Genomic DNA, 19745 nt, shown 5'->3' with positions numbered 1-19745 from the left:
GGCCGTGGTTGACCCACCGAGGGGTCCAGCTGGTGTGATCATGGGCGCTGGCCGCGAGCCATGGGCCGGCCGGCGCGGGCAAACGGCGGACGATCGTTCGCGCTCAGGTCGAGGCGGCCTACGCTTTGGTGGGCGCCGGCCCCGAGGTGCTGTTCGCCCCGCACCCGGCAGCCGGGGCGGTACGCCATGACCCTGAGCTACCAACAGGTCGTCGACCGCATCTGCGATATGCACCTCGACGATATGGATATCGAAATCACCCGCAACGCAGACGGATTCGACATCAATACCAGCTCCGAGGGTCTCTACGTCTCCGACATCGGATCGAGTTTCGAAGTGCCCGGCCATGTCGGCGAACATGGCATGGACAGCTTCACTGCCGGGCCCTGGACGGCGTACCGCTACCACGCGGCGTATGTCCGGCCGCAGCACGGGAACTTCGCCGGCCACCTCGACGACCTGGCCGCCGGCCGCGTGAACACGGTGATCGTCGGTGTCGCAGCTGTCGACGAGCACTGGGTCTTGGGAATCCAGACGAAGGCTGGCTGACCGGCCCGACCGTGCGAGTGTCAAGAGTCGGACTGACGCTGCCGCACAAGAACGTAGAGGCAATCGCAAGGAGGGGAACCGTCTATGGAAAACGCGTATGTCCAGGAGTTCGACCGCATGTATGTTGTGTCGCTTACGCCTGACACGCACGAACGCACCTGCGGCTACTGGTACACGCTTCGGGCGCGAGAGACGGCCCACACCGCGTTCAGGACAGCCGATGAGCTCTACCGATGGTTATCAGAGCGGGGGCTGGAGCTGGAGTCTCCACTTCCCGAACAGGGTGCAGGCGGCTGGATTCCGGTGACCGGACGATATCGGACCGTGATGGATCGCGACCGGGACCGGTTCGAGGCGGTGGAGCCCATTCTGGTCACCGAGGTCACGGACAACGCTGAGCGGACCCCGGCCAAGATCACCCAGGACCCCGACGGGGTCCGAGTCGTGCACTTCATGAATATCAACTACCGAGACCGGTACTAACCGCCAACCGTCCTACGCCGATCCGAAACCGTCGGTGCCGACTGCACCACAAGGAAGGAACACCGCCATGCTGATCTCGCGCGAACAAGCCAGTGAATGGTCCGGTGGCACACCGCTGACCGACGAGGAATACGAACGGCTCGCCGAGGCGATTCCCTTCTCCAGCATCCCAGATGCCATCGACACCATCGTCAACGAAGCGATCCGCGGATGATCGCCCACTACACAGACGGCAGCGCCGTACAACGCGGCGATCGGGTGCGCTACCACCAGACTCCCGGCGGGATTCTCAGCCCGGCCACCAACCTCGATGGGACGATCCGGTGGCACTACGGGACCGCCGAACCCTATCCGCCCTACCAGGAGCGCCGCGAGGAGCTGCTGACCGCATATGAGCAGGAAAGCTGGCGGATCGACCCGGACGAACTGTACTGCCGCGGCGATGATGGGCACTGGTATCACATGGCGCCACACATCATCGAACCGGTGAAACAATGAACGTGCCCGCTTCCTCGCTTTCCCGTCAACCGCACCAGAGATCGGAGCTCAGCATGGAACAAGTACCCGTCGAACAACTCCGTGCCGGCGACGTCATCGACATCACTCCGCTGCTCGACGATCCGGACAGCTTGCCGTGGGATTGGAACGGCATGTACGACATCGACCTTGAGGCCGCCCGGCGCGCCGCTGCAGTCGAACACGCGCATGTCAATGGCCCAGCAAAGCCGAGCACATCGCACGCCGGCCGGGTCGAGTTCGGAACCACACAGATGAACTTCACACTGCCATCCGGCTACACGATCACCCGGATCTCGGCGCCGCCGAATAGCGCTGTGCCACTCCACAATCGGGGCAGATCCCACGGGCGGTGATCGGGAGACTCGCCGGCGGCACGTACACCCTCGGTCGCCAGACCCAGCGAGAGGGCATCCACCGGTTCCCTTGAGGTCGTTGCCACTTCCCGTCTAACGCTGGTGGTCGGCTCCTATCGTTGGACGGGTTACTGCGCGGCGAGTTTCAGGACACGGCCGATGCCCTCGTAGCCATCGCTGTTGCGAACCTGGCCATTGTCGGCGACGTAGATGTTGGCTGCCGCATCGACCGCAATTTTCGATGGGGACTTGAGGCCGGTGACCGGTACCTCAACCGGTCTCGTGGAGCCGACCGGCAACATCACTACGCTGTTGTCGCCCGCGTCCGCCACGTAAATGTTGTCGGCACTGTCGATAGCGACGCTTTCCGGTCGCTTGAGATCAGTGAACGGCAGTCGGGTTTCCTTGCCGGAATCCGGCGCCAACCGCGTAACCCGGCCCGTCTCACATATATATAGATTGCCCGCTGAGTCCGTCGCTAAGTGCGCGGAACCGTAGTGCACGGAGTACGGCAGCCGGGTGGGAGAATCCGATCCGGCAGCGAGTCTCCAGATGCTGTTGTTGCCATACTCGACCTGGTCGCTGACGTATACGTTGCCCGCTGCGTCTACCGCCACACCCTGCGGACTCACCAGATCGGAGAATGGCAGGTCGATAGGAGAGTTCGACCCCGCAGAGAGCTTACGCACCCGTTTGTTTTTGAAATCGGTGACGTAAACGGAGCCGGACGTATCGACCGTGATGTCTGAGGCGCTCCCAAGGTCTGGAAACGGTAGTTCGGTGGGTGTGGTGGACCCGGCCGCCAGTTTCATCACCGTGATGGTGTTCCAGGGGCTGCCGACGGTGTAGACGTTGCCGTCCTCGTCCGCAGTCAAGCCGAGCAGGGTGAGGAACGTGAATGGCAGCTGTGTTGGTTGCGCTGTTGTCGCCGGCTGGTGGGGGCTGGATTGCTGGGTTTGGGTGTGTGTCGCGTTTTTGGTGTGGGCGGGTCGGTGGGTCAGTGTGACGGTTGCGGTGATGGCGGTGATGGCGGTGATGGCGGTGATGGCGGTGGTGATGAGGGCGCGCCGGCTGGGGCGTCGGGTTGGTGGTGGTGTGGGCCAATAGGTCTGGATGCTGCCGTCGGATGGCACGGCGTGGGTGGTGGCCTGGTGGAGGTCGCCGTGCAGTGGGGCGGCTTGTGTGTTGGCCTGGTGGGGGTTGAGGTTGGGTGCGGCCAGTGCGTAACGGGCGGCGGTGGCCAGTGCGCCGGCGGTGGGGTAGCGGTTGATGGGTTCTTTGGCCATGCCGATGGAAATGACGCCATCGAGGGCTGCGGGTATGCCGGGTCGGTGTTTGCTGGGTTGGGGGATGGGGGCGCTTAGGTGTGCTCCCATGAGGCCGGGTAGGTCGGTGGCTTGGTAGGGAGGTGTGCCGGTGAGGCATTCGTAGAGCACGCAGGTCAGGGCGTAGATGTCGGCTCGATGGTCGGGGTTGCTGAGGTGGGTGAAGCGTTCGGGAGCGAGGTAGGCCATGGTGCCGATGGTGGTGCCGGTGTTGGTGAGTTTGGTGTCGGTAGCGGCGTTGGCCAGGCCGAAGTCGGCGAGGTAGGCGAAGTCGTCGCCGGTGAGCAGGATGTTGGCAGGTTTGACGTCGCGGTGCACCAGGGTGGCGGCGTGGGCGGCGTCGAGTGCTGAGGCGATTTGGCGGATGATCCGCACGGCCCGGTTGGGGTCGAGGGGGCCGGTGTGGGCGAGGACCTTTTGCAGGTCGGTGCCGTCGACGAGGCGCATGTCGATGTAGAGCTGGCCGTCGATTTCGCCGTAGGAGTGGATGGGTACGACGTGGGGTTCGTTGAGGCGTCCGGCAGTGCTGGCTTCGCGGAACAGGCGTTGGCGAAAGACCGGGTCGGCGGAGTAGGCGGCGGTCATGAGTTTCAGGGCGACCATGCGGTCTTTGTCGGTGTCGTGAGCGGCGTAGACCTCGCCGAACCCGCCGCTGCCCAGTAGTCGGGTCAGCCTGTACGGCCCGATCCGTGAACCGACCCGCGACCCCGCCGACGCCACCGATCACCACCTCAATTACGACTCGAACGGATCATAAAGCAGCGCCGACGGGATCTGCGGACGATGTGCTTGTCGTCGCCGTACCAACGAAGCTGCTCGTCGAGGCGGCCTCGGCGGGCTTGCCGGCCAGGAGTCGTCTGTGGCCAACCAGATCGCGAGACCGCTACCGAAGTCCGGAGCCGTTGCAGACGCCCCGGTAGGGACTATTGAGCTGCGAGCTTCAAGACGCGATTGTTTCCTTGATTGGCGACATAGACATTGCCGTCCGCATCTACCGTCACACCCTGGGGCCATTTCAGGCCTTTGAATGGCATCGTGATCTGCTGGGTTGTGCCGGCAGGAAGCATCAACACTTCGTTACCACTGCCGTCAGTGACATAGGCGTTGCCCGTCTTGTCGACCGCAACACCTCCCGGTATCACCGTCAGTGGATAGGGCTGTTCGGTCACCTGGCCGGAATTCGGCGACCATTTCACCACCTTGGACATCGCTGCGATGTAGATGTCGCCCGTATCGGCGACCGCGATGTTGGAGCTGAGGGGGCCTGGAAACGGCAGCGTAACCGGAGAATCTGACCCGGCAGGGAGCTTCCACAGCCTGTCGGTGCCGTTGGTGACGCCGTCGCAGACGTAGACGTTGCCCGCTGAATCTGCCGCTATACCCGCAGGGGTGAAGTCGGCGGCAGGGAACGGCAATTCGACCGAGGAGTTGGATCCGGCCGCGAGCTTGCGCACCTTGGTCCCGTGATCGCCGAGATCGAGGACGTAGACGTTACTGGAGCCGTCGACCGCCAGAGCTGTCGGCCAATTGAGATCGGAGAACGGCAGCTTGGTGGGAGTGTCTGCCCCAGGGGTCAGCTTCATCACCGCGGGGTTCCTCCCCGACATGCCGGTCGCGTTGCCGACCGCATAGATGTTGTTGTCACGGTCTACCGCGATGCCGTACAGATTGGTGAAGCTGAACGGAAGTGTGGTCTCCCGATCTAGCGGCTTTTGCTGCGAGGCATGGGTTTGGGTGTGTGTCGCGTTTTTGGTGTGGGCGGGTCGGTGGGTCAGTGTGACGGTTGCGGTGATGGCTGTGATGGCGGTGATGGCGGTGATGGCGGTGGTGATGAGGGCGCGCCGGCTGGGGCGTCGGGTTGGTGGTGGTGTGGGCCAATAGGTCTGGATGCTGCCGTCGGATGGCACGGCGTGGGTGGTGGCCTGGTGGAGGTCGCCGTGCAGTGGGGCGGCTTGTGTGTTGGCCTGGTGGGGGTTGAGGTTGGGTGCGGCCAGTGCGTAACGGGCGGCGGTGGCCAGTGCGCCGGCGGTGGGGTAGCGGTTGATGGGTTCTTTGGCCATGCCGATGGAAATGACGCCATCGAGGGCTGCGGGTATGCCGGGTCGGTGTTTGCTGGGTTGGGGGATGGGGGCGCTTAGGTGTGCTCCCATGAGGCCGGGTAGGTCGGTGGCTTGGTAGGGAGGTGTGCCGGTGAGGCATTCGTAGAGCACGCAGGTCAGGGCGTAGATGTCGGCTCGATGGTCGGGGTTGCTGAGGTGGGTGAAGCGTTCGGGAGCGAGGTAGGCCATGGTGCCGATGGTGGTGCCGGTGTTGGTGAGTTTGGTGTCGGTAGCGGCGTTGGCCAGGCCGAAGTCGGCGAGGTAGGCGAAGTCGTCGCCGGTGAGCAGGATGTTGGCAGGTTTGACGTCGCGGTGCACCAGGGTGGCGGCGTGGGCGGCGTCGAGTGCTGAGGCGATTTGGCGGATGATCCGCACGGCCCGGTTGGGGTCGAGGGGGCCGGTGTGGGCGAGGACCTTTTGCAGGTCGGTGCCGTCGACGAGGCGCATGTCGATGTAGAGCTGGCCGTCGATTTCGCCGTAGGAGTGGATGGGTACGACGTGGGGTTCGTTGAGGCGTCCGGCAGTGCTGGCTTCGCGGAACAGGCGTTGGCGAAAGACCGGGTCGGCGGAGTAGGCGGCGGTCATGAGTTTCAGGGCGACCATGCGGTCTTTGTCGGTGTCGTGAGCGGCGTAGACCTCGCCGAACCCGCCGCTGCCCAGTAGTCGGGTCAGCCTGTACGGCCCGATCCGTGAACCGACCCGCGACCCCGCCGACGCCACCGATCACCACCTCAATTACGACTCGAACGGATCATAAAGCCATAGAGCCGCTAGAGCGACGCGGATCAGCGGCATGAGTGAGCCGTGCCCTGGCCTGGCCGGGCTAACGCCCGGCGACGTTATGGACGTCACTCCGCTGCTCGACGATTCGGGCAGCTTGCCGTGGGATTGGAACGGCATGTACGACATCGACCGTGAGGCGAGCGAGAAGTAGCAGCAGGTGCGTGTCGCGGCCCGAAATGCACGGATCGGCTCAGACATCATCGAGTGAAGGCCGTGCAAATGACACGGACCGCACGAGGGGGGAGCCGTGACCACCGCCCTGGCCGAAGCACGCAATTTCCCCCAACGTAGGCATGTGGGCCGACGGAACTGCCGACACCACCACAGTCAGCGCGATTGGCAAGCGCCCCGGGCGAGTTGCTCGCCCCGCTCAAGTAGTAGCCACCGATTCATGTGGACGCGATCTGCCGAGAACACGGTGAACGCGTCGTTGAAGACAACAGCGATGGCGGCCATACCCACCTGGGCCCCCGGGGGCATCAACGCAACCGAAAAGAGTTGGGGGAGCAAATGACCATCACGATCGCCGACTGCAAAGACGGTGCGCACTATTCGATTCTGCTGAAGCATCCACGCACCCACCGCTACGCCCGCTGGGATGCCGGACACCAGATGTTTGTGTGGCAGGGCAATTCCGAAGCTCACTATGAGGAACCGGGACAGGTGGCGGAGATCCTCGAGCGCGTCTACCCACCAGACGGTCAGCAGGAGTTTTAGACCCAGCTGGGTATGGGCGAAAAGGCCGGCTGTGCAACCTAATCGACCAACAAGGCAACGCACAACAATCAAGGGGGACATTCGATGAGGCTGTATGCGGTCCAGAGCAACGGCACGGTCAGCTCATTCGCCTACGATCCGCACCACTGCCTGAAAATCGCGCAGCAACTGCGCGACACCGGCCAGAACGCATCCGTCGTGCACACCGACACCGCCGGCGCCGGTTCGGACCCCTACTCGCAGAACGTAGTCTGGGCGAGCGCGGAGGCCTGCGAACTCGGGCACTCCCGCGGCTGGGACTGTGCCAACTACGCCAACGCCTACCAAGGCGCCACCCGCGAGACTGAAGTGGTCTGCGACGTTCCGGACCGGTTCAGTGGGTTCGATGCCGAGGACTACCGAGTTGCATTCGCCGCCGGCGTGAGCGACTTCTGGGACGCTGACGATGCCGCCTAAGCACCGGCCAGCATCCCGCTGTTCCGCCGGCGCGGCGCGTCGTCGAGCGCGGCATCCTCGCCAGATCCGGTCTCTGCGCAGCCGGGCCGTCACCAGTATCGGCCCGACCGGGCGCGACGCCATCGGCTGGACCGTCGGCGGCCGAGACACGTAAGCCGTGACGGATACGACCATGAACAGCATCAGTTGGCAGATCCATCAAATCCCGCACCGCGTCCTGGCCGATGCACTGCCACAGCTGAGGCCCTTCGATGCCCACCAGGAACTCCGACGCGCCTTTGCCGCCTGGACCGCCGGTGCCGGGCAGAACTTCGACTCATGGCAGGACGCCTGGAACACCTGGACACACGCGACACCCGGCCACCCCGGAGTGGTTGAACTGCAGACCTTGTGCCCGGACTGCCACGGGCGGCTATTCACCACACGACTCGGCGTTCCCGGCATGTGCACGAGCTTCATGGGCCGACGTACCCGGCATGTGCGGACGATCGCGCTCTGGCAGCACCCACCCGAGAATGCCGTGCCCTGATCCGGGCCGGTCACGTACCCGAGCAAGGACCTTCGGCGCCGATGCACAGACCTGAACAACCAATGGGAGAGGACACAGCCATGACCATCACGCTCACCCGAGATGAGATCGACACGATGCTCAAAGACGTTGCCGTGGAAGACGTTGACCTCAGCTACTCCGGCCGCGGAATGTTCGGCGACAGGTGCATCGCCTACACCGGCAACGCCCTCGCCTCGTTCACGTACACGCTGGCCGCCATTCTTGCCAGCCGCGACAACGCCGATGCGACGCAGAACGACATTCAGGGCTGGATCGCTCAGCTGTCGAATCCAGCCGGCGACAGTTTGGGCATCGGGCGGGTCTGGTATTGGCGTGGAATCTGCGTTGCACATGAGGTCGTGCGCGATTACGACTACTGAGTTTCGACGGGCTCGAAATTGACGTCAACAACCTGCTATGGGGAAGGGCTTCGCTCACATGAGCGCATTACAACTGCACGCCGAGGCTGATGCATTGATTCAGCGCCACGGAATGTGGGGTGAGCACCCTGACCGGCCAGTCAGTGACTGGCAGTACGAAGTTGCCTGCGGCGATACCCGGCTCGGTTACTGGGAGTGGGTCGCCCACCAGATGCTCGAACACTGAAAGGAGCCCGGAGAACATGACGACGAGGGCTGGATGCTGGAAGGGTTTAGGTGGGAAGAATGGCCGATAGCTACGACTGGCGAGTTCAGGTACGGGTCGTCGGCTGCCGAGACGGCTGGGACAGGACCCTGGTCGACACTCCAATCTTTGAACTGCGCAGCAACGCCCAGTTTGGCGGTATCTGGGCTGACCCGCAAACCGCGGCTCAAGTTGCCGCGCAGATGTTCTCCGGACTAACCGCCCCCGGGGATCAGACGTATGTCACGGTGACGGCCATCGACGGTTCCTTCACTCACAGCGAGGTGTTCGCAGCCTAATTGCGAGGCGGGGCCAGGTCGCGGCAATCAGGTAGCGGCCAACTGCGAAACGTGCAGTGGGATTCACATGCCATGGTGTCAGCAGGGACGCGAGACGGCCTGGAAGTGGAGGTCTAGCCGGCCGAGTGTCGCCGCGCGAATGCGTGGCTGACGTCGGCAAGACTGAACTCTATTGAAATTGAATCAGTCCGGCTAGGAAGCGAACTGGGACGACAGGTGCGAGTAGGCGCTGCCGGTAAGGCATCTAATGCGTGGGGCCGAAACGGCGGCATCGTGGGGGCACTCAACACACTGCGCCGACCGCATTTGGCGTCTGGTCGCAGGCCTCGCCACACTCGACGATTGGAGAGTTAATTGAACCTCTACGGGGAATACCACGGACCCGCCGATGAGAAAGATCTCGCCTTGCTCGCCGAGCGGCAACGGAATCGCGACACCCTGGCCGCCGAGCACGATGGGTTCAATCCCCTCTGCGGCGACGTTGTTGAGTTTCCTACCGGTGAACAGCTGCGCATCAGCCATGTATGGCCAGGGGCTGACGGCGCAGCCGCCAGCATTCAAACGTCCCGTGGCGGAAGCTGGTACTGGAGCAACACGGGCGACATGAGCTTCAGTGGAAGCCTGTACACCGCGATCCCCGCCGAATCCCTTTCCCCGACGGGCAAAACGGCGACGGTCGACACCTGGATCTTCCACCACGATCTGATGTCAGCCCACCGAGGCGTGGCTGTCACGGCGCAAGTGTTGATGTGGGCGACCGCAGCGAATGCCCCCTTCTGATGGAGTGCGGGCTCCCGCTGTAGGACGGGTCCGGGGCATGGAATCAGTAAGTGACAGGGGCCTGCTGGGCACCGGCCACGCGATGCGCCGCGCGGCTGTTCACCGATAGATGAGGCCCCGTAAATTCACCCGGCCGCGCCGTAACGTGACAATAGACAAGGTGGACAAGTAACTGTCACGCGAAAGCGTGACAGGATGGGGGTCATGGGGCTAGGGTGGCTGGATGGGGCAATCTCAAGCTGCGAAGCACCCACTGCCCGACAGCGACGACCAGTATTGGCGCACGGTCGCAGGCTGGTGGGAACCGAGCCTGGGGAGTGAGGCCTTCGGCGCTCTCCTGGGCGTCTCTGCTGCTGCCGTACGGCAGTACCGTTCGCGAGATAAGACGTTCCCTGAGCCGGCGGCCAGTGCGCTCGGTGCTCGGTGGGCGCTAGCTCAGGCATACCTGTGGATCAGGGCGGCGCGCCCCAGCCTGCACAGCATCGTGCCGCGTATTTTCCACGACGGACACGGTCTATCGCCGGCCAAGTTCGTCGCCGCGGAAAGCGCCTTGGTACAGGTGCGCGGCCGCCCCATAGAGTGCGCCGTTCATCTCTGGCAGCCGACAGACGACCGCGGCACCGTCGCGGTGGTCTACGCGGCGCTGCACACCAGCGACACGATGACATGCGCCCGGCGGCTGCTGGCGCGAGCGCCGGAGGTCAGTGCGGTTGCCGTCGTGACGCCGGAAGTGTGCTACCTGCCGACACCGCCAGGGGAGGACGGGTACAGATTCCAGCCGGAATTGGCTGTGGCAGAACGGCATTGGCAGGACGGCGCCGAGGAGGTCACGGCCGAGAGGCGGGGCTGGTTCCAGCTGGCTGCGCTGTTACGTCAGGACTTGCCATGGTGGCCGCCGGAACTGCGCCGACCTGACGCGGTGGCGGCGTGGCGCCCCGGCGCGGCCCTGCAGGCCATCCGGCCATATGCCCCCGACTGGTACGACGCCGCGGTACTACATGGGCTACTCGACGGGGCCGGCTCGGCGAACGCCAACCAGTGCCGCGGCATCGTAGATCGGCTAAACCGGCGCATTGAAGGCGAGATCTACCGGCCTTCGGTGACCGGCGTCGACGTACCGGGCGACACGGAGCGTCCCGGCCTGATACTGGCTGCGCGGCCCGACTACCTGATCCCAGAGACCCCAGCTCCCCCCACGCTGTACGACGTGCTGGGCCTGCTCAACCTGAAGGTGCCGAGCCGAGCAGCCAGAGTGCCCGCGCAGCGGTTGCTACGCCGCCGAGGAGAGATCGAGTCCGTCGTCAGTGAGACGATCCGAGTTACCCGCGACAGCGGGAAGCTGGCTGGCGAATGGATCGACCGTCTGATGTGTTGCGATGACCCGCAGACGCTGGGTGCGAGTTTCGCCGAGTCGGACTTGGTCGACAACGACGACGAGCAGCCGCGCACCTGGTGGCGGGACCCTGAGAACGTCCACTGCTGGATCGTTGAGACCGTCGATGGCGTGTACCACGTCACGGTCGGCAGCCAGCTGCCCGAGGCTGGGCGGCTGGTCGAGTTCGAGCTGGCCGCGGACTGCCGTAGCGCGTTCTTCCGCGACAGCCGTGGGACCGTTTGGCCCATGCCGGTTACCGCGTTCGGTGGCTACTACAACGCGGGCTACCGCGGGACTGGGCCAGACGAGCTGGCCGTGACCGTGGCCCGGCTGTATCACAGCGCCGGGGTCGACCTCGCAGATCGGTCCGCTGCCGCCGTGCCGTCCAAGCTGTCACAACTGATCCGCACCCACGCTGCACCCCTGTCGATCTCGGCCGCCGAACTCGGTGCGTTGATGGCCGAACCCGACGCCGAGGGCTGATCGGTAAGTCACGAGAGCCTGTTTGGGTTACTGGTTACTGGTGCCCGTTGGTGGCCCTCGGCTGTGCGTAGCCCAGCGTGGACGCCTGGAGGCCGCCGCCGCGACGTCGCCGGGTGGTCTGTCGGCCGCACGACGGCCAGGTCGCCACTGCGTGGACGTTGCCTGTTGCCTCCCGCCGGGTGTTCGAGGGGGCAGCCGGTGCCCGGTGGCACATGGCTGCGGGTGGATGAAAACGAGGGGCTCACGAAACTCGCGGGCGCGGGTTTCGCAGCGCAGATGTCAGTTGCCTTCCGGCCAGACTTGAGACCTAACGAACGTGGCTCACGGGGGTGTGGGGGTGAACGAACAGGTCGCGTCGCGGCGCGGCAAGAATGCCAACCTGCGCCAATGGGTGATTGACACCGCTGGAGATGGCCGCATGGTGGCCTGCCGTGGGTGTGGATCGGGGCTTCGGTTCGAAGATGTCACGCTCGATCGCTACCCGATACCGGGCCGTTGGGGCGGCAGGCACCGGCAGGGGAACGTCAGGGCGATGTGCCGGCGATGCAACAACAGCTGTAAGTATGACCCGACTGATTCTGAAGTTCTCGCCCACGCGGCGCGACACAAGATCGTGTTCCGAAGGTCCGTGATTAGTCGACGGCTAGGGCAGATCCTTCTACGGACGTCCGCCGCGGAGGAGTCAGCGAGTCTTGAGGCCCAAGTTGAAGCGTTGCACGGTGCTGTGGGCCGCTTCGACTACAGGGGTTTTGAAGTAAGCAACGGATCGATGCTGCGGCACTCCCAGGTCGCCGCGACTGTCCGGGAGCGCCGGCTAGTGGATCTGCAAATCAGCGATCGGCTCTGCCAGCTAGCCGCCCCTCACGCCGCCACGATCATCAATGGGTCAGTCCTGGCAGCATTCAGCGCCTGGCATGACGACTACCTCGCCAGACTGTTGAGGCTGTGCACATCGACGAGGCCGGCAGCCAACGTGGGCCCGCTAGCGGGGCTGGAGTTAGCCCGCAGAGTTACGACCTCCGCCGGCACGTTCGTCAATGTGGGTGGTATTCCACTGATCTGTGAGCTCGTCGAACCGTTGCGCAGGCATGACGGAGTGGAACTGGCAGGTTGCATTCTGGAGGCCGTGGGCCTAGTTGGGTCTTCGTCATGAGCCTGCAAAGTAATGAGCCTGGGTGACATGCCGGGATCGGTGAAATGAGCTGATCCGGGGGCCTGGGGCTCGCACGATCCGTGTTCACGACCAAGATCACGCGGATTGTCGAGGATGCCCAGGCGGACGAACAGCAAACGGCACGGATCCGGGCCCCGTCCCAGATTCGTTGCGCGGGGCCGGGTTTGCCTCGGCGGCCAGGTGCTGAGCGCTGGCCGGTGATTGTCCGATCTCGGGCACCGCAAGAGGCTTAGCCGCTTAGCGGCCAGCGGAGGCCGGAACTGCCGGGTACGAGCTGCTGTGGACCCAGCTGCGGGTACTGCCAGGCCAAGCACCTCCGGCCCGGGCGGCCGCCGCCGCTGATCAGGGTGGCATGTGGTCGCACCGTATGAAGAGTATGGGGGTGCCGGTCGCCGTTGAGAGGTGCGGAGTGTGCGGGTTAAGGCCAGTCCGGTAGGAGGCGCGCCACCGCGGCTGCTGACCCGAACAGCACAGGGTTAGAACCCAGGGCGTTGACGTGTCGCAGCTCCGGAGGGCTGCGCTAATGGTGTCAGCTTAAGTAGCGAAGAATCATCGAAGGGGAGACGCGGCGTGCAAGTCGAAATGTTCCACGACCGGCATCCTGACTACGAATGCAGTATGCGGCTATTCGTCGACGGGGTAGAGGTGTCGTTCACCGAGTTCAGCATCGATCCGGGTGCTGGTTATAGCTGGAATGATTGGCTCGAATCGCGGGCGCACGACATCGTGCAGGCCACGCCCGCGGTTGCTGCGATCATCTACCGGGGAGCGTTGGAGGAAAGCCTTTATCTAGACGGCCGACCCGATGACATCGAACAGTGTGAGAGGGAATTGGCCAAGGCCATCAGTCTCGCGCGGCAAGTCTGATTCAGCTCAGAAGCACCAGCCAGACTGGGGGCAAGGGGAATGGAACAGAAGACTGAATACCGCACCGTTGCGCGCAACGGAGGGGTGGCGACGCACGCCACTTTGGAGGACTCCAAGTTTGTGCTGGAGGAGTTCGTCGGGGGAGGCGACACCTACGCTGAGATCTACACGCGGGACAACAGCGATGACGAATGGGAACTCATCTCCCGCGAGCACGTCTGGTCTACCGACTGGTGACATCCGGGCATGCCTGGGGCTGCAGTTACCGCGCCGCTCGCGCGGCCTCTAGTGACCCCTGCAGGGGCTGGAACGGGCTGCCGGCGGCTAATCGCCAGGCCGGGCATCAAGAAGAATATGAGGGGGTAGCGGGCTGCCCCGAGGTACCGGTTTGGTGTTGAAGGGGGGTCCGCTGTCGGGGTGTTTGTGGTGGAGCCCGGCCAGATCGAGGTAGATCGCGGTACAGTTGATCGCCCGTAGTTTAGGACTGTGAGCTGCGGAGATTCGGTACAGGAAGGGGGCTGGGGTGCCGAATCCACAGATCAGGCTGACGCCGGCCGAGGCGGTGGGGCGGATGCGGTCTATCGGCGGTGAGTTCGATAGCGCGAAGACCCAAGCCTCCACGTCAGTCGGGGTGGGAATTGACTCGCGGGTTGCTGCTGCCGTCGAGGGGCAAGTGGCGACCAGTCGGGAACTGATCAACGATGCAGCGAGGACATCGGACAAGGCGGGCGTTGCTGCGCAAGCGCTCGGTGAGCAGGACAAGAGGAACGGGGACAGGGTCGGGGGGATCGGTACAGATCTCGACCGGAAGGCCGGACAAGGCGGCTCGGATGCGCGGACGTCAGGCAAGGACCCGACCGTCATGGCCGTGGACTATGTGACTGGCGGGCCGTTGCCGGAAAGCCCTGGCCCGAGACCAATGATTGACCCGGATAACCCGTTCATCGGCGATGAGAGATTCGGGTACTGGACGAACTACACGCCCCCGCCGTACACGGGCGACACCCCACCGCCTCCCACGGTCGAGCATCACTCACTCGACGGGGCGGCAGCGAGGCCGGCGGGACCCACCGGCTTCTACACGCCGGGGCGCACGTGGCTTACCGACGACACCGCACCGTATGTCTCGGTGTCCGAGAATTACCATTTTCGCGTTTCGGGAACCGATGCAACCAGTTACACCCGCACTGTGACAACCGATGGTGGCGCCCCGCAGTTGCAGCAGTGGGTCGCGTATACCTACGAATCGCAGAAGTTCACCTCGGTTAATCTTGGTGGAGACGCCTGGGCGCAAACCGGGCCCGACCAAGCCCAAGGCAAGTTGGGTGGGGTGACGACAGGTGGCCTCAGTGGGCTAGCGATCCCACCCAAAATTGGCCCCTGGCAGCCGATCACACCGCAGCAGATCGCAACCTTGTCCTACACGAACCCGACGGTCACGTACTACATACCGAACGGTTGCGGCGGGCAATTTTCCATACTCAACGGTGAAGCAGCCAGCGGACCGCCACCGCAACCGGTCATTCCGGTGATGAGAGCGCCGCGGTGATTTAGCGTCTTGCCTGTCGGGACGTGAGCATGGCGCGGCGATTCTTGCAATGCGAGTTCGAACAGGGATGCTGTCCGGCCCGCCAATCTCGACCTTCTCACGGCATCGAGCTAGAGCCGAGGGCTCTGATCAGTGGTCTGAACCCGAGCGTTCCCGATGAGTGACCCAGGGGCCATTATTCTGGGTCTTTCGGCACAACCGGGTTAACCGCGATCCTCCCCGGGAGTACCTGAAGCGCCAGGGGTGCCATCTAAAGCGCCATTCGTACCGGCCCCCCCTCGACCGCCAAGCTGGCCATTGACCCCGTCCCCGCCGTTTCCACCGTCGCCTCCCGAGCCGTCCCCATTGGCGCCGACTTGCCCGCCGTTTCCGCCGGCGCCGCCGCGGCCGCCGTTGCCGCCTCCGCCTCCGTTGCCCCCATTCCCGCCGGCGCCGCCAGTGCGGTCAACGTCGCCACTCCCACCGTCGCCACCACGACCACCGTGAGAGCTGAAACCGCTCCCGCCGGCGCCTCCATCACCACCTGCGCCGCCGTTGCCGCCGTTGCCGTCCCCGCCGTTTCCGCCATCTCCACCGTTGCCGACCGAGTTGTATGCCACCCTGTTGCCGGTATCTCCACCGTTTCCGCCATTGCCGCCATTGCCGCCGTTGGCTGCGCCACCGTAACCGCCGGCACCGGCGTGCTCTATAGAGCCAGCAAGTCCGTTTTCCGTCGCCTCGCCGCCGTCTCCTCCGTTACCACCGGTGCCGCCTGAGCCGGCGCCTCCACCGCCACCGGGGCCGCTACGGAAACCAGTCCGGACTTCGCCAGCGCCGCCATGTCCACCTTGGCCTCCGATACCGCCGTCGCTGGCCCCGCCGTCACCCCCGTCGCCCCCCGCTCCACCTTGAGCGCCACCAAATCCTCCTCGGCCGCCGTGGTTTGCATCAGCACCGTCAACCCCGTTGCCGCCGTCGCCGCCGCGTCCGCCATCTGCCCCTGGGTTTGCACCCCAGCCAAACCCATCCCCACCGTCGCCGCCGTTTCCGCCTATGCCACCCCTGCTGCCATCGCCATTGCCGGTTCCACCATTCCCGCCTGTTCCTCCAACCTGCGCCTCCGGGCGAGGAATGCTATTGACTACGTAATCGCGTCCAGCGCCGCCGTTTCCGCCGTTTCCGCCGTTTCCGCCGCTGCCCGCAGTCCCTGTGTGCCCATTTGATGCAGCACCACTCTCGCCTAATCCGCCTTCACCGCCACTGCCTGCGACACCCCGAGTGCCGCCGTTTCCGCCGTTTCCGCCGCTGCCCGCAGTCGGGTTCTGGATGCCGCCCGCACCAAAACCTCCGTCGCCACCATCTCCGGCGTTGCCGGCACTGCCGCCGTCTCCGCCTCGGCCACCATCCCCATGTCTTCCGACACCGCCATCGTCTGCCACGCCACCGGCTCCACCATTGCCGCCTTTGCCACCAGCGCCGCCGTTGCCACCGGCACCACCGTTTCCGCCGTTTCCGCCGTTGTCGCCACTATCAGCCGCCGCATTTGTGCCGCGAGCACCGCTGGTCCCACTGCCGCCGTCGCCGCCGGAACCTCCGACTCCTCCGGTGCCACCGGCGCCCGCGGCAGCGCCATTGCCGCCGACGCCACCGTTCCCGCCAGCACCACCATTACCGCCGTTTTGACCGTCGGCACCGGGGGCCGCTCCACTCAGACCCATATACCCGGCACCCCCCTGGCCACCGTTACCACCATTGCCGCCATTACCTTGGGCAGCACGGGTAACACCATCGGCCTGCAGGCCACCTAAGCCGCCGTCGCCACCAGTGCCGCCGGCCTTACCAGCACCACCATCGGGATCGGCTGCCGTGCCGTTATCCCCGGCTGCACCGTCAGCGCCGTGGCCGCCGTCGCCGCCAATCCCCGCGGTTCCGTCAGCGGCTCCGCCGCCACCAACTTCGAGACCACCGCGACCGGCGTTACCGCCAACACCACCATCGCCACCGGCGGTACCGGCCGCAGCAGTTACATCGCTGGAGGCGTCATAACCCTTCCCACCGTTACCGCCGTTGCCGCCCTGGCCTGCTGAACCATTGGCACCCGCCGCCGCGAAGACGCCACCACCGGAGCTACCACCGGAGCTACCGCCGGCACCACCAGTACCGGCATTACCTCCCTCGCCGCCGTTCCCGCCGTTGCCGCCGGCCAGGTGCCCGGCCACGCCAGCAGCACCCGCGCCACCGGTTCCACCGACTCCGGCATTTCCACCTAAGCCGCCCGCACCACCGTTGCCGTTGCTGCCCGCGCTTCCGAAGAGACCGCCTTGACCAGCGTCGCCACCGGCCCCGCCTCGGCCACCGACGCCGCCGACACCACCGTCGCCAGCGTTGCCGCCATTTCCATTCCCGTTACCGGCGAAGGTTCCGACCGCGCCTACGCCGCCGGTGCCGCCTGTCCCGCCGGCGCCACCGATTCCTCCTTGGCCGCCTGAGCCACCGCTACCGAAGAATGTCCCGCCTTGCCCACCGGCGCCTCCGGTGCCGCCAGCGCCACCGTTGCCACCAACACCGCCGTCTGCGCCCGCAGCACCGGTATCGCCGATGAATCCGGCACCACCTCGTCCTCCGGCTCCACCGGTGCCGCCGCTGCTAAACCAAAGTCCACCGGTGCCACCAGCACCTCCAGCGCCTCCCATGCCGCCGTCGAGGTGCAGTGCGGTGCCGTCACCGCCCGCGCCGCCGTCGCCGCCATTACCGCCGTTTCCGAAGAAGTAGCCACCGCTACCACCTGCGCCACCAGCTCCGCCGTTACCGCCGAATTGGCCGTTACCACCGTCGGTGCCGTTGCCGCCATTGCCGAACAGGAATGCGGCGTTGCCGCCAACACCGGGCGCACCGTTGATCGGACCGGAATCTTCGGCCGCGAATGTGGTGACCGGTGCATGGGTGCCGCCCGCGGCGGCCGAGCCAGCGTTGCCGCCGTCGCCGAAGAGCCACCCGGCGTTGCCGCCGCTGCCGTAGTAGCCATATCCGCTGCCGCCGTCACCGAACAACAGTCCGGCATTTCCCCCATTGGGATCATCGATAGTTCCGTCAGCGCCGTCGCCGATCAGATATTGCCCCGACACCGCGTTGACAAAATGAGCGAACGCTTGGCCGTCGGAGCTGTCGAGCCAAGTATCGAGGGAAACGTGCAGCGGAGTGTAGAAGTACTCGTTGAACAAGGCCGCCCCGAAGGTGGGATCGTCGAGGTTCAGAAGCAGTGCGTTCCAGTTGTACTGCAGGATCAGGGCATCCCAAGCCTCGTTGAGCGCGTCGGGGTCGGCCCAAGTCGAGGACTCAAACAACGACGCCGCCGTATCGATGATCACGTCGTCGACATCGGCCATCGCCGCGGGCGCGGTCAGTGGCGTCATCCCGAACGCCAGGAAGACACTCACTGCGCTTCCTGCCCCAAGGGCCCGGCCCGGGCCCCCGTACCGACGGGACGAACGACGTTGTTCGGCGTTACGGCGACCGGTCATGCAGATGCGCTCCTCAACTTGGGACTTCCAACTAGGCCACTGGCCTGCGAATGATTGGGAGACGGATCAAGAAGACTCTCAACCTCGGCTCACAAGTTTATTAAACGTACCTGACGGTTCCCTAATCGGGTAAGTCGCCGAGTTTTCGGAACGCTAGTTCACATGTCCGGTAGGGAACCGGCGGCCCGTGGCCGGCATCGCCCTCGAGGCGGCGCTCGATACCGAGCCGCAGCTCGGGGTGCGCGTCTGCTGGCGGCAGGTCTGCTGGCTGTGTTCGCGACGGAACTCTCTGCTCGTTCGATGAGCTGAGGGCCACGCTAACGGTGATTGGCGAGGCGCAGCGGCACCTGGGGCGTGCCATCTCCGCGGGGCCGGCGTGGTGTTGTTGGTGGCCTAATCGTCCGGTTACAGCGGGTGGTCGTGGATCGGGACGACTGCGGGAGGGTCCAGCCCTGGGATCGCGGGCAGCTGTACGTCGCGGAATCCCCGGGCCGTGCGGCCTGCTAGCTGGTATGCGCTCCCGTCGAAGGCGACGGGCGCCAAGTACCAGGTGGTACCTGCCGGTGTTCCTAGCGTCCCGCCACGCCTGTATTCGGTGCTGCTTTCACCGGTGTCGATGTCCACGGACGTCCATTGCTGCGCCCACCGCACCGACACCAGGGCGTAGAGCAGTTCGGGGTGATCTGGCGGCGCTACCTCACCAGGGAAGGGGGCAACCCGGGTTCCAGGCTCTGGATGCCTCGGAAACGATTCGACGTGCCCGACGATGAAGATGGATTCTTGGCTGCCAGATGTTGGAAATGCTTTGTAGGCCATCTGTTTTTGCCCCTCTTCCTCGCATCGCAGCGTCGGGCCGCACATACGGGCTCAGCCGCGTCTCGGCTGGTATTCGTAGCTGAACGATGCCACGCCCACGACGGTCGGCCGGCGCTGCGACACGATCACCGCGCGGATTTTGGGAGATCGTGCCTGTACGCCGTCTGCGCGTTGCTTTCCTGTCGCTGAGGGAGTGGGGCGGCAGGAGGACGCCGGCGGTGGGGGCTAGAACCGGAGAACTGGACGAGCTGGTGGCAGGGGCGGCTATCGGTACGGCCGCCTTATCGCCTGATTTGGCTGGCTGGCTCCGAGGGGGTTCATCTTGGTACTGCGCCCGCTTCGTCGTGTGGATTGTATGAGGGGGTGTGTTGTCGGTGGGTGTTTGTAGTGTGGGTGGTGTCGGGCGAGGGGTTGTGTTGTGCGGCAGGTGTTCTCCGGTTTGTA

Annotated in this window: 19 protein-coding genes; 16 read left to right on the top strand and 3 right to left on the bottom strand. The window is 64.9% G+C overall.

Annotation, left to right across the window (positions count from 1 at the left end):
- The first annotated feature begins 186 nt into the window (after window positions 1-186).
- From AWC16_RS17905 to AWC16_RS17885, 5 genes are all read left to right on the top strand, one after another.
- Window positions 187-549 carry a hypothetical protein gene (locus tag AWC16_RS17905; RefSeq protein ID WP_085266098.1) on the top strand — a complete coding sequence of 121 codons (363 nt, stop codon included), beginning with the start codon at window positions 187-189 and terminating at the stop codon, window positions 547-549.
- Between the two features lie 84 nt (window positions 550-633).
- The gene (locus tag AWC16_RS17900) at window positions 634-1032 is read left to right on the top strand and encodes a hypothetical protein (RefSeq protein WP_085266097.1); all 399 of its coding nucleotides are present in this window, start codon (window positions 634-636) and stop codon (window positions 1030-1032) included.
- A 67-nt stretch (window positions 1033-1099) separates the two neighbouring features.
- Window positions 1100-1246, top strand: coding sequence for a hypothetical protein (locus tag AWC16_RS24465; protein WP_165759258.1), 147 nt, complete (start codon window positions 1100-1102; stop codon window positions 1244-1246).
- A complete protein-coding gene (locus AWC16_RS17890; RefSeq protein WP_085266095.1) occupies window positions 1243-1530 on the top strand; it encodes a hypothetical protein in 288 nt (95 codons plus the stop codon). The genes AWC16_RS24465 and AWC16_RS17890 overlap by 4 nt, the downstream gene beginning before the upstream one ends.
- Window positions 1527-1904 carry a hypothetical protein gene (locus AWC16_RS17885; RefSeq protein ID WP_165759257.1) on the top strand — a complete coding sequence of 126 codons (378 nt, stop codon included), beginning with the start codon at window positions 1527-1529 and terminating at the stop codon, window positions 1902-1904. Before AWC16_RS17890 ends, AWC16_RS17885 begins: the two co-directional genes overlap by 4 nt.
- A gap of 128 nt (window positions 1905-2032) precedes the next feature.
- Here AWC16_RS17885 and AWC16_RS25660 read toward each other — a convergent pair whose 3' ends face one another.
- A complete protein-coding gene (locus tag AWC16_RS25660; RefSeq protein ID WP_085266093.1) occupies window positions 2033-3949 on the bottom strand; it encodes a serine/threonine-protein kinase in 1917 nt (638 codons plus the stop codon).
- 203 nt (window positions 3950-4152) lie between these two features.
- A complete protein-coding gene (locus tag AWC16_RS25655) occupies window positions 4153-6048 on the bottom strand; it encodes a serine/threonine-protein kinase (RefSeq protein WP_085266092.1) in 1896 nt (631 codons plus the stop codon).
- Window positions 6049-6621: 573 nt separating this feature from the next.
- On the opposite strand from AWC16_RS25655, the gene AWC16_RS17865 reads away from it, so the two are divergent.
- The 11 genes from AWC16_RS17865 (at window position 6622) to AWC16_RS17810 (ending at window position 14985) form a co-directional block, all read left to right on the top strand.
- Window positions 6622-6828 (top strand): hypothetical protein, encoded by a 207-nt coding sequence (locus AWC16_RS17865; RefSeq protein WP_085266090.1) that lies wholly within the window; start codon window positions 6622-6624, stop codon window positions 6826-6828.
- An 84-nt stretch (window positions 6829-6912) separates the two neighbouring features.
- The gene (locus AWC16_RS17860; RefSeq protein WP_085266089.1) at window positions 6913-7284 is read left to right on the top strand and encodes a hypothetical protein; all 372 of its coding nucleotides are present in this window, start codon (window positions 6913-6915) and stop codon (window positions 7282-7284) included.
- Between the two features lie 172 nt (window positions 7285-7456).
- Window positions 7457-7813, top strand: coding sequence for a hypothetical protein (locus tag AWC16_RS17855; protein ID WP_085266088.1), 357 nt, complete (start codon window positions 7457-7459; stop codon window positions 7811-7813).
- A gap of 80 nt (window positions 7814-7893) precedes the next feature.
- Complete coding sequence (locus tag AWC16_RS17850; protein WP_133055964.1) at window positions 7894-8214, top strand: hypothetical protein; 321 nt, start codon at window positions 7894-7896, stop codon at window positions 8212-8214.
- A gap of 58 nt (window positions 8215-8272) precedes the next feature.
- A complete protein-coding gene (locus tag AWC16_RS24460; RefSeq protein ID WP_165759256.1) occupies window positions 8273-8440 on the top strand; it encodes a hypothetical protein in 168 nt (55 codons plus the stop codon).
- A gap of 59 nt (window positions 8441-8499) precedes the next feature.
- Window positions 8500-8757: a hypothetical protein gene (locus AWC16_RS17840; protein WP_085266085.1), complete on the top strand. Its 258-nt coding sequence runs from the start codon at window positions 8500-8502 to the stop codon at window positions 8755-8757.
- 354 nt (window positions 8758-9111) lie between these two features.
- The gene (locus AWC16_RS17835; RefSeq protein WP_085266084.1) at window positions 9112-9537 is read left to right on the top strand and encodes a hypothetical protein; all 426 of its coding nucleotides are present in this window, start codon (window positions 9112-9114) and stop codon (window positions 9535-9537) included.
- Window positions 9538-10021: 484 nt separating this feature from the next.
- Window positions 10022-11395 carry a hypothetical protein gene (locus tag AWC16_RS17830; protein WP_234812332.1) on the top strand — a complete coding sequence of 458 codons (1374 nt, stop codon included), beginning with the start codon at window positions 10022-10024 and terminating at the stop codon, window positions 11393-11395.
- Between the two features lie 1744 nt (window positions 11396-13139).
- Window positions 13140-13436 (top strand): hypothetical protein, encoded by a 297-nt coding sequence (locus AWC16_RS17820; RefSeq protein WP_112683171.1) that lies wholly within the window; start codon window positions 13140-13142, stop codon window positions 13434-13436.
- Between the two features lie 39 nt (window positions 13437-13475).
- Window positions 13476-13673: a hypothetical protein gene (locus AWC16_RS17815; protein ID WP_085266080.1), complete on the top strand. Its 198-nt coding sequence runs from the start codon at window positions 13476-13478 to the stop codon at window positions 13671-13673.
- Window positions 13674-13959: 286 nt separating this feature from the next.
- Window positions 13960-14985: a hypothetical protein gene (locus AWC16_RS17810; RefSeq protein WP_085266079.1), complete on the top strand. Its 1026-nt coding sequence runs from the start codon at window positions 13960-13962 to the stop codon at window positions 14983-14985.
- A gap of 203 nt (window positions 14986-15188) precedes the next feature.
- Here AWC16_RS17810 and AWC16_RS25650 read toward each other — a convergent pair whose 3' ends face one another.
- A complete protein-coding gene (locus tag AWC16_RS25650; RefSeq protein ID WP_165759255.1) occupies window positions 15189-18401 on the bottom strand; it encodes a PE family protein in 3213 nt (1070 codons plus the stop codon).
- Window positions 18402-19745: the final 1344 nt, after the last annotated feature.

It is taken from the genome of Mycolicibacter longobardus (genome assembly GCF_002102265.1).
In the GTDB taxonomy this organism is placed as follows: Bacteria; Actinomycetota; Actinomycetes; order Mycobacteriales; family Mycobacteriaceae; genus Mycobacterium; species Mycobacterium longobardum.
Note: the sequence above shows the minus strand (reverse complement) of the source record. Positions and strands in the feature narration are given on the sequence as shown.

Bases quoted from the DNA above. Each gene is read 5' to 3' on its own strand.
- AWC16_RS17865 (WP_085266090.1), top strand. From the start codon at position 6,622: ATGACCATCACGATCGCCGACTGCAAAGACGGTGCGCACTATTCGATT.
- AWC16_RS17860 (WP_085266089.1), top strand. From the start codon at position 6,913: ATGAGGCTGTATGCGGTCCAGAGCAACGGCACGGTCAGCTCATTCGCC.
- AWC16_RS17840 (WP_085266085.1), top strand. From the start codon at position 8,500: ATGGCCGATAGCTACGACTGGCGAGTTCAGGTACGGGTCGTCGGCTGC.
- AWC16_RS24460 (WP_165759256.1), top strand. From the start codon at position 8,273: ATGAGCGCATTACAACTGCACGCCGAGGCTGATGCATTGATTCAGCGC.
- AWC16_RS17815 (WP_085266080.1), top strand. From the start codon at position 13,476: ATGGAACAGAAGACTGAATACCGCACCGTTGCGCGCAACGGAGGGGTG.
- AWC16_RS17850 (WP_133055964.1), top strand. From the start codon at position 7,894: ATGACCATCACGCTCACCCGAGATGAGATCGACACGATGCTCAAAGAC.
- AWC16_RS17885 (WP_165759257.1), top strand. From the start codon at position 1,527: ATGAACGTGCCCGCTTCCTCGCTTTCCCGTCAACCGCACCAGAGATCG.
- AWC16_RS17855 (WP_085266088.1), top strand. From the start codon at position 7,457: ATGAACAGCATCAGTTGGCAGATCCATCAAATCCCGCACCGCGTCCTG.
- AWC16_RS17890 (WP_085266095.1), top strand. From the start codon at position 1,243: ATGATCGCCCACTACACAGACGGCAGCGCCGTACAACGCGGCGATCGG.
- AWC16_RS17900 (WP_085266097.1), top strand. From the start codon at position 634: ATGGAAAACGCGTATGTCCAGGAGTTCGACCGCATGTATGTTGTGTCG.
- AWC16_RS24465 (WP_165759258.1), top strand. From the start codon at position 1,100: ATGCTGATCTCGCGCGAACAAGCCAGTGAATGGTCCGGTGGCACACCG.
- AWC16_RS17905 (WP_085266098.1), top strand. From the start codon at position 187: ATGACCCTGAGCTACCAACAGGTCGTCGACCGCATCTGCGATATGCAC.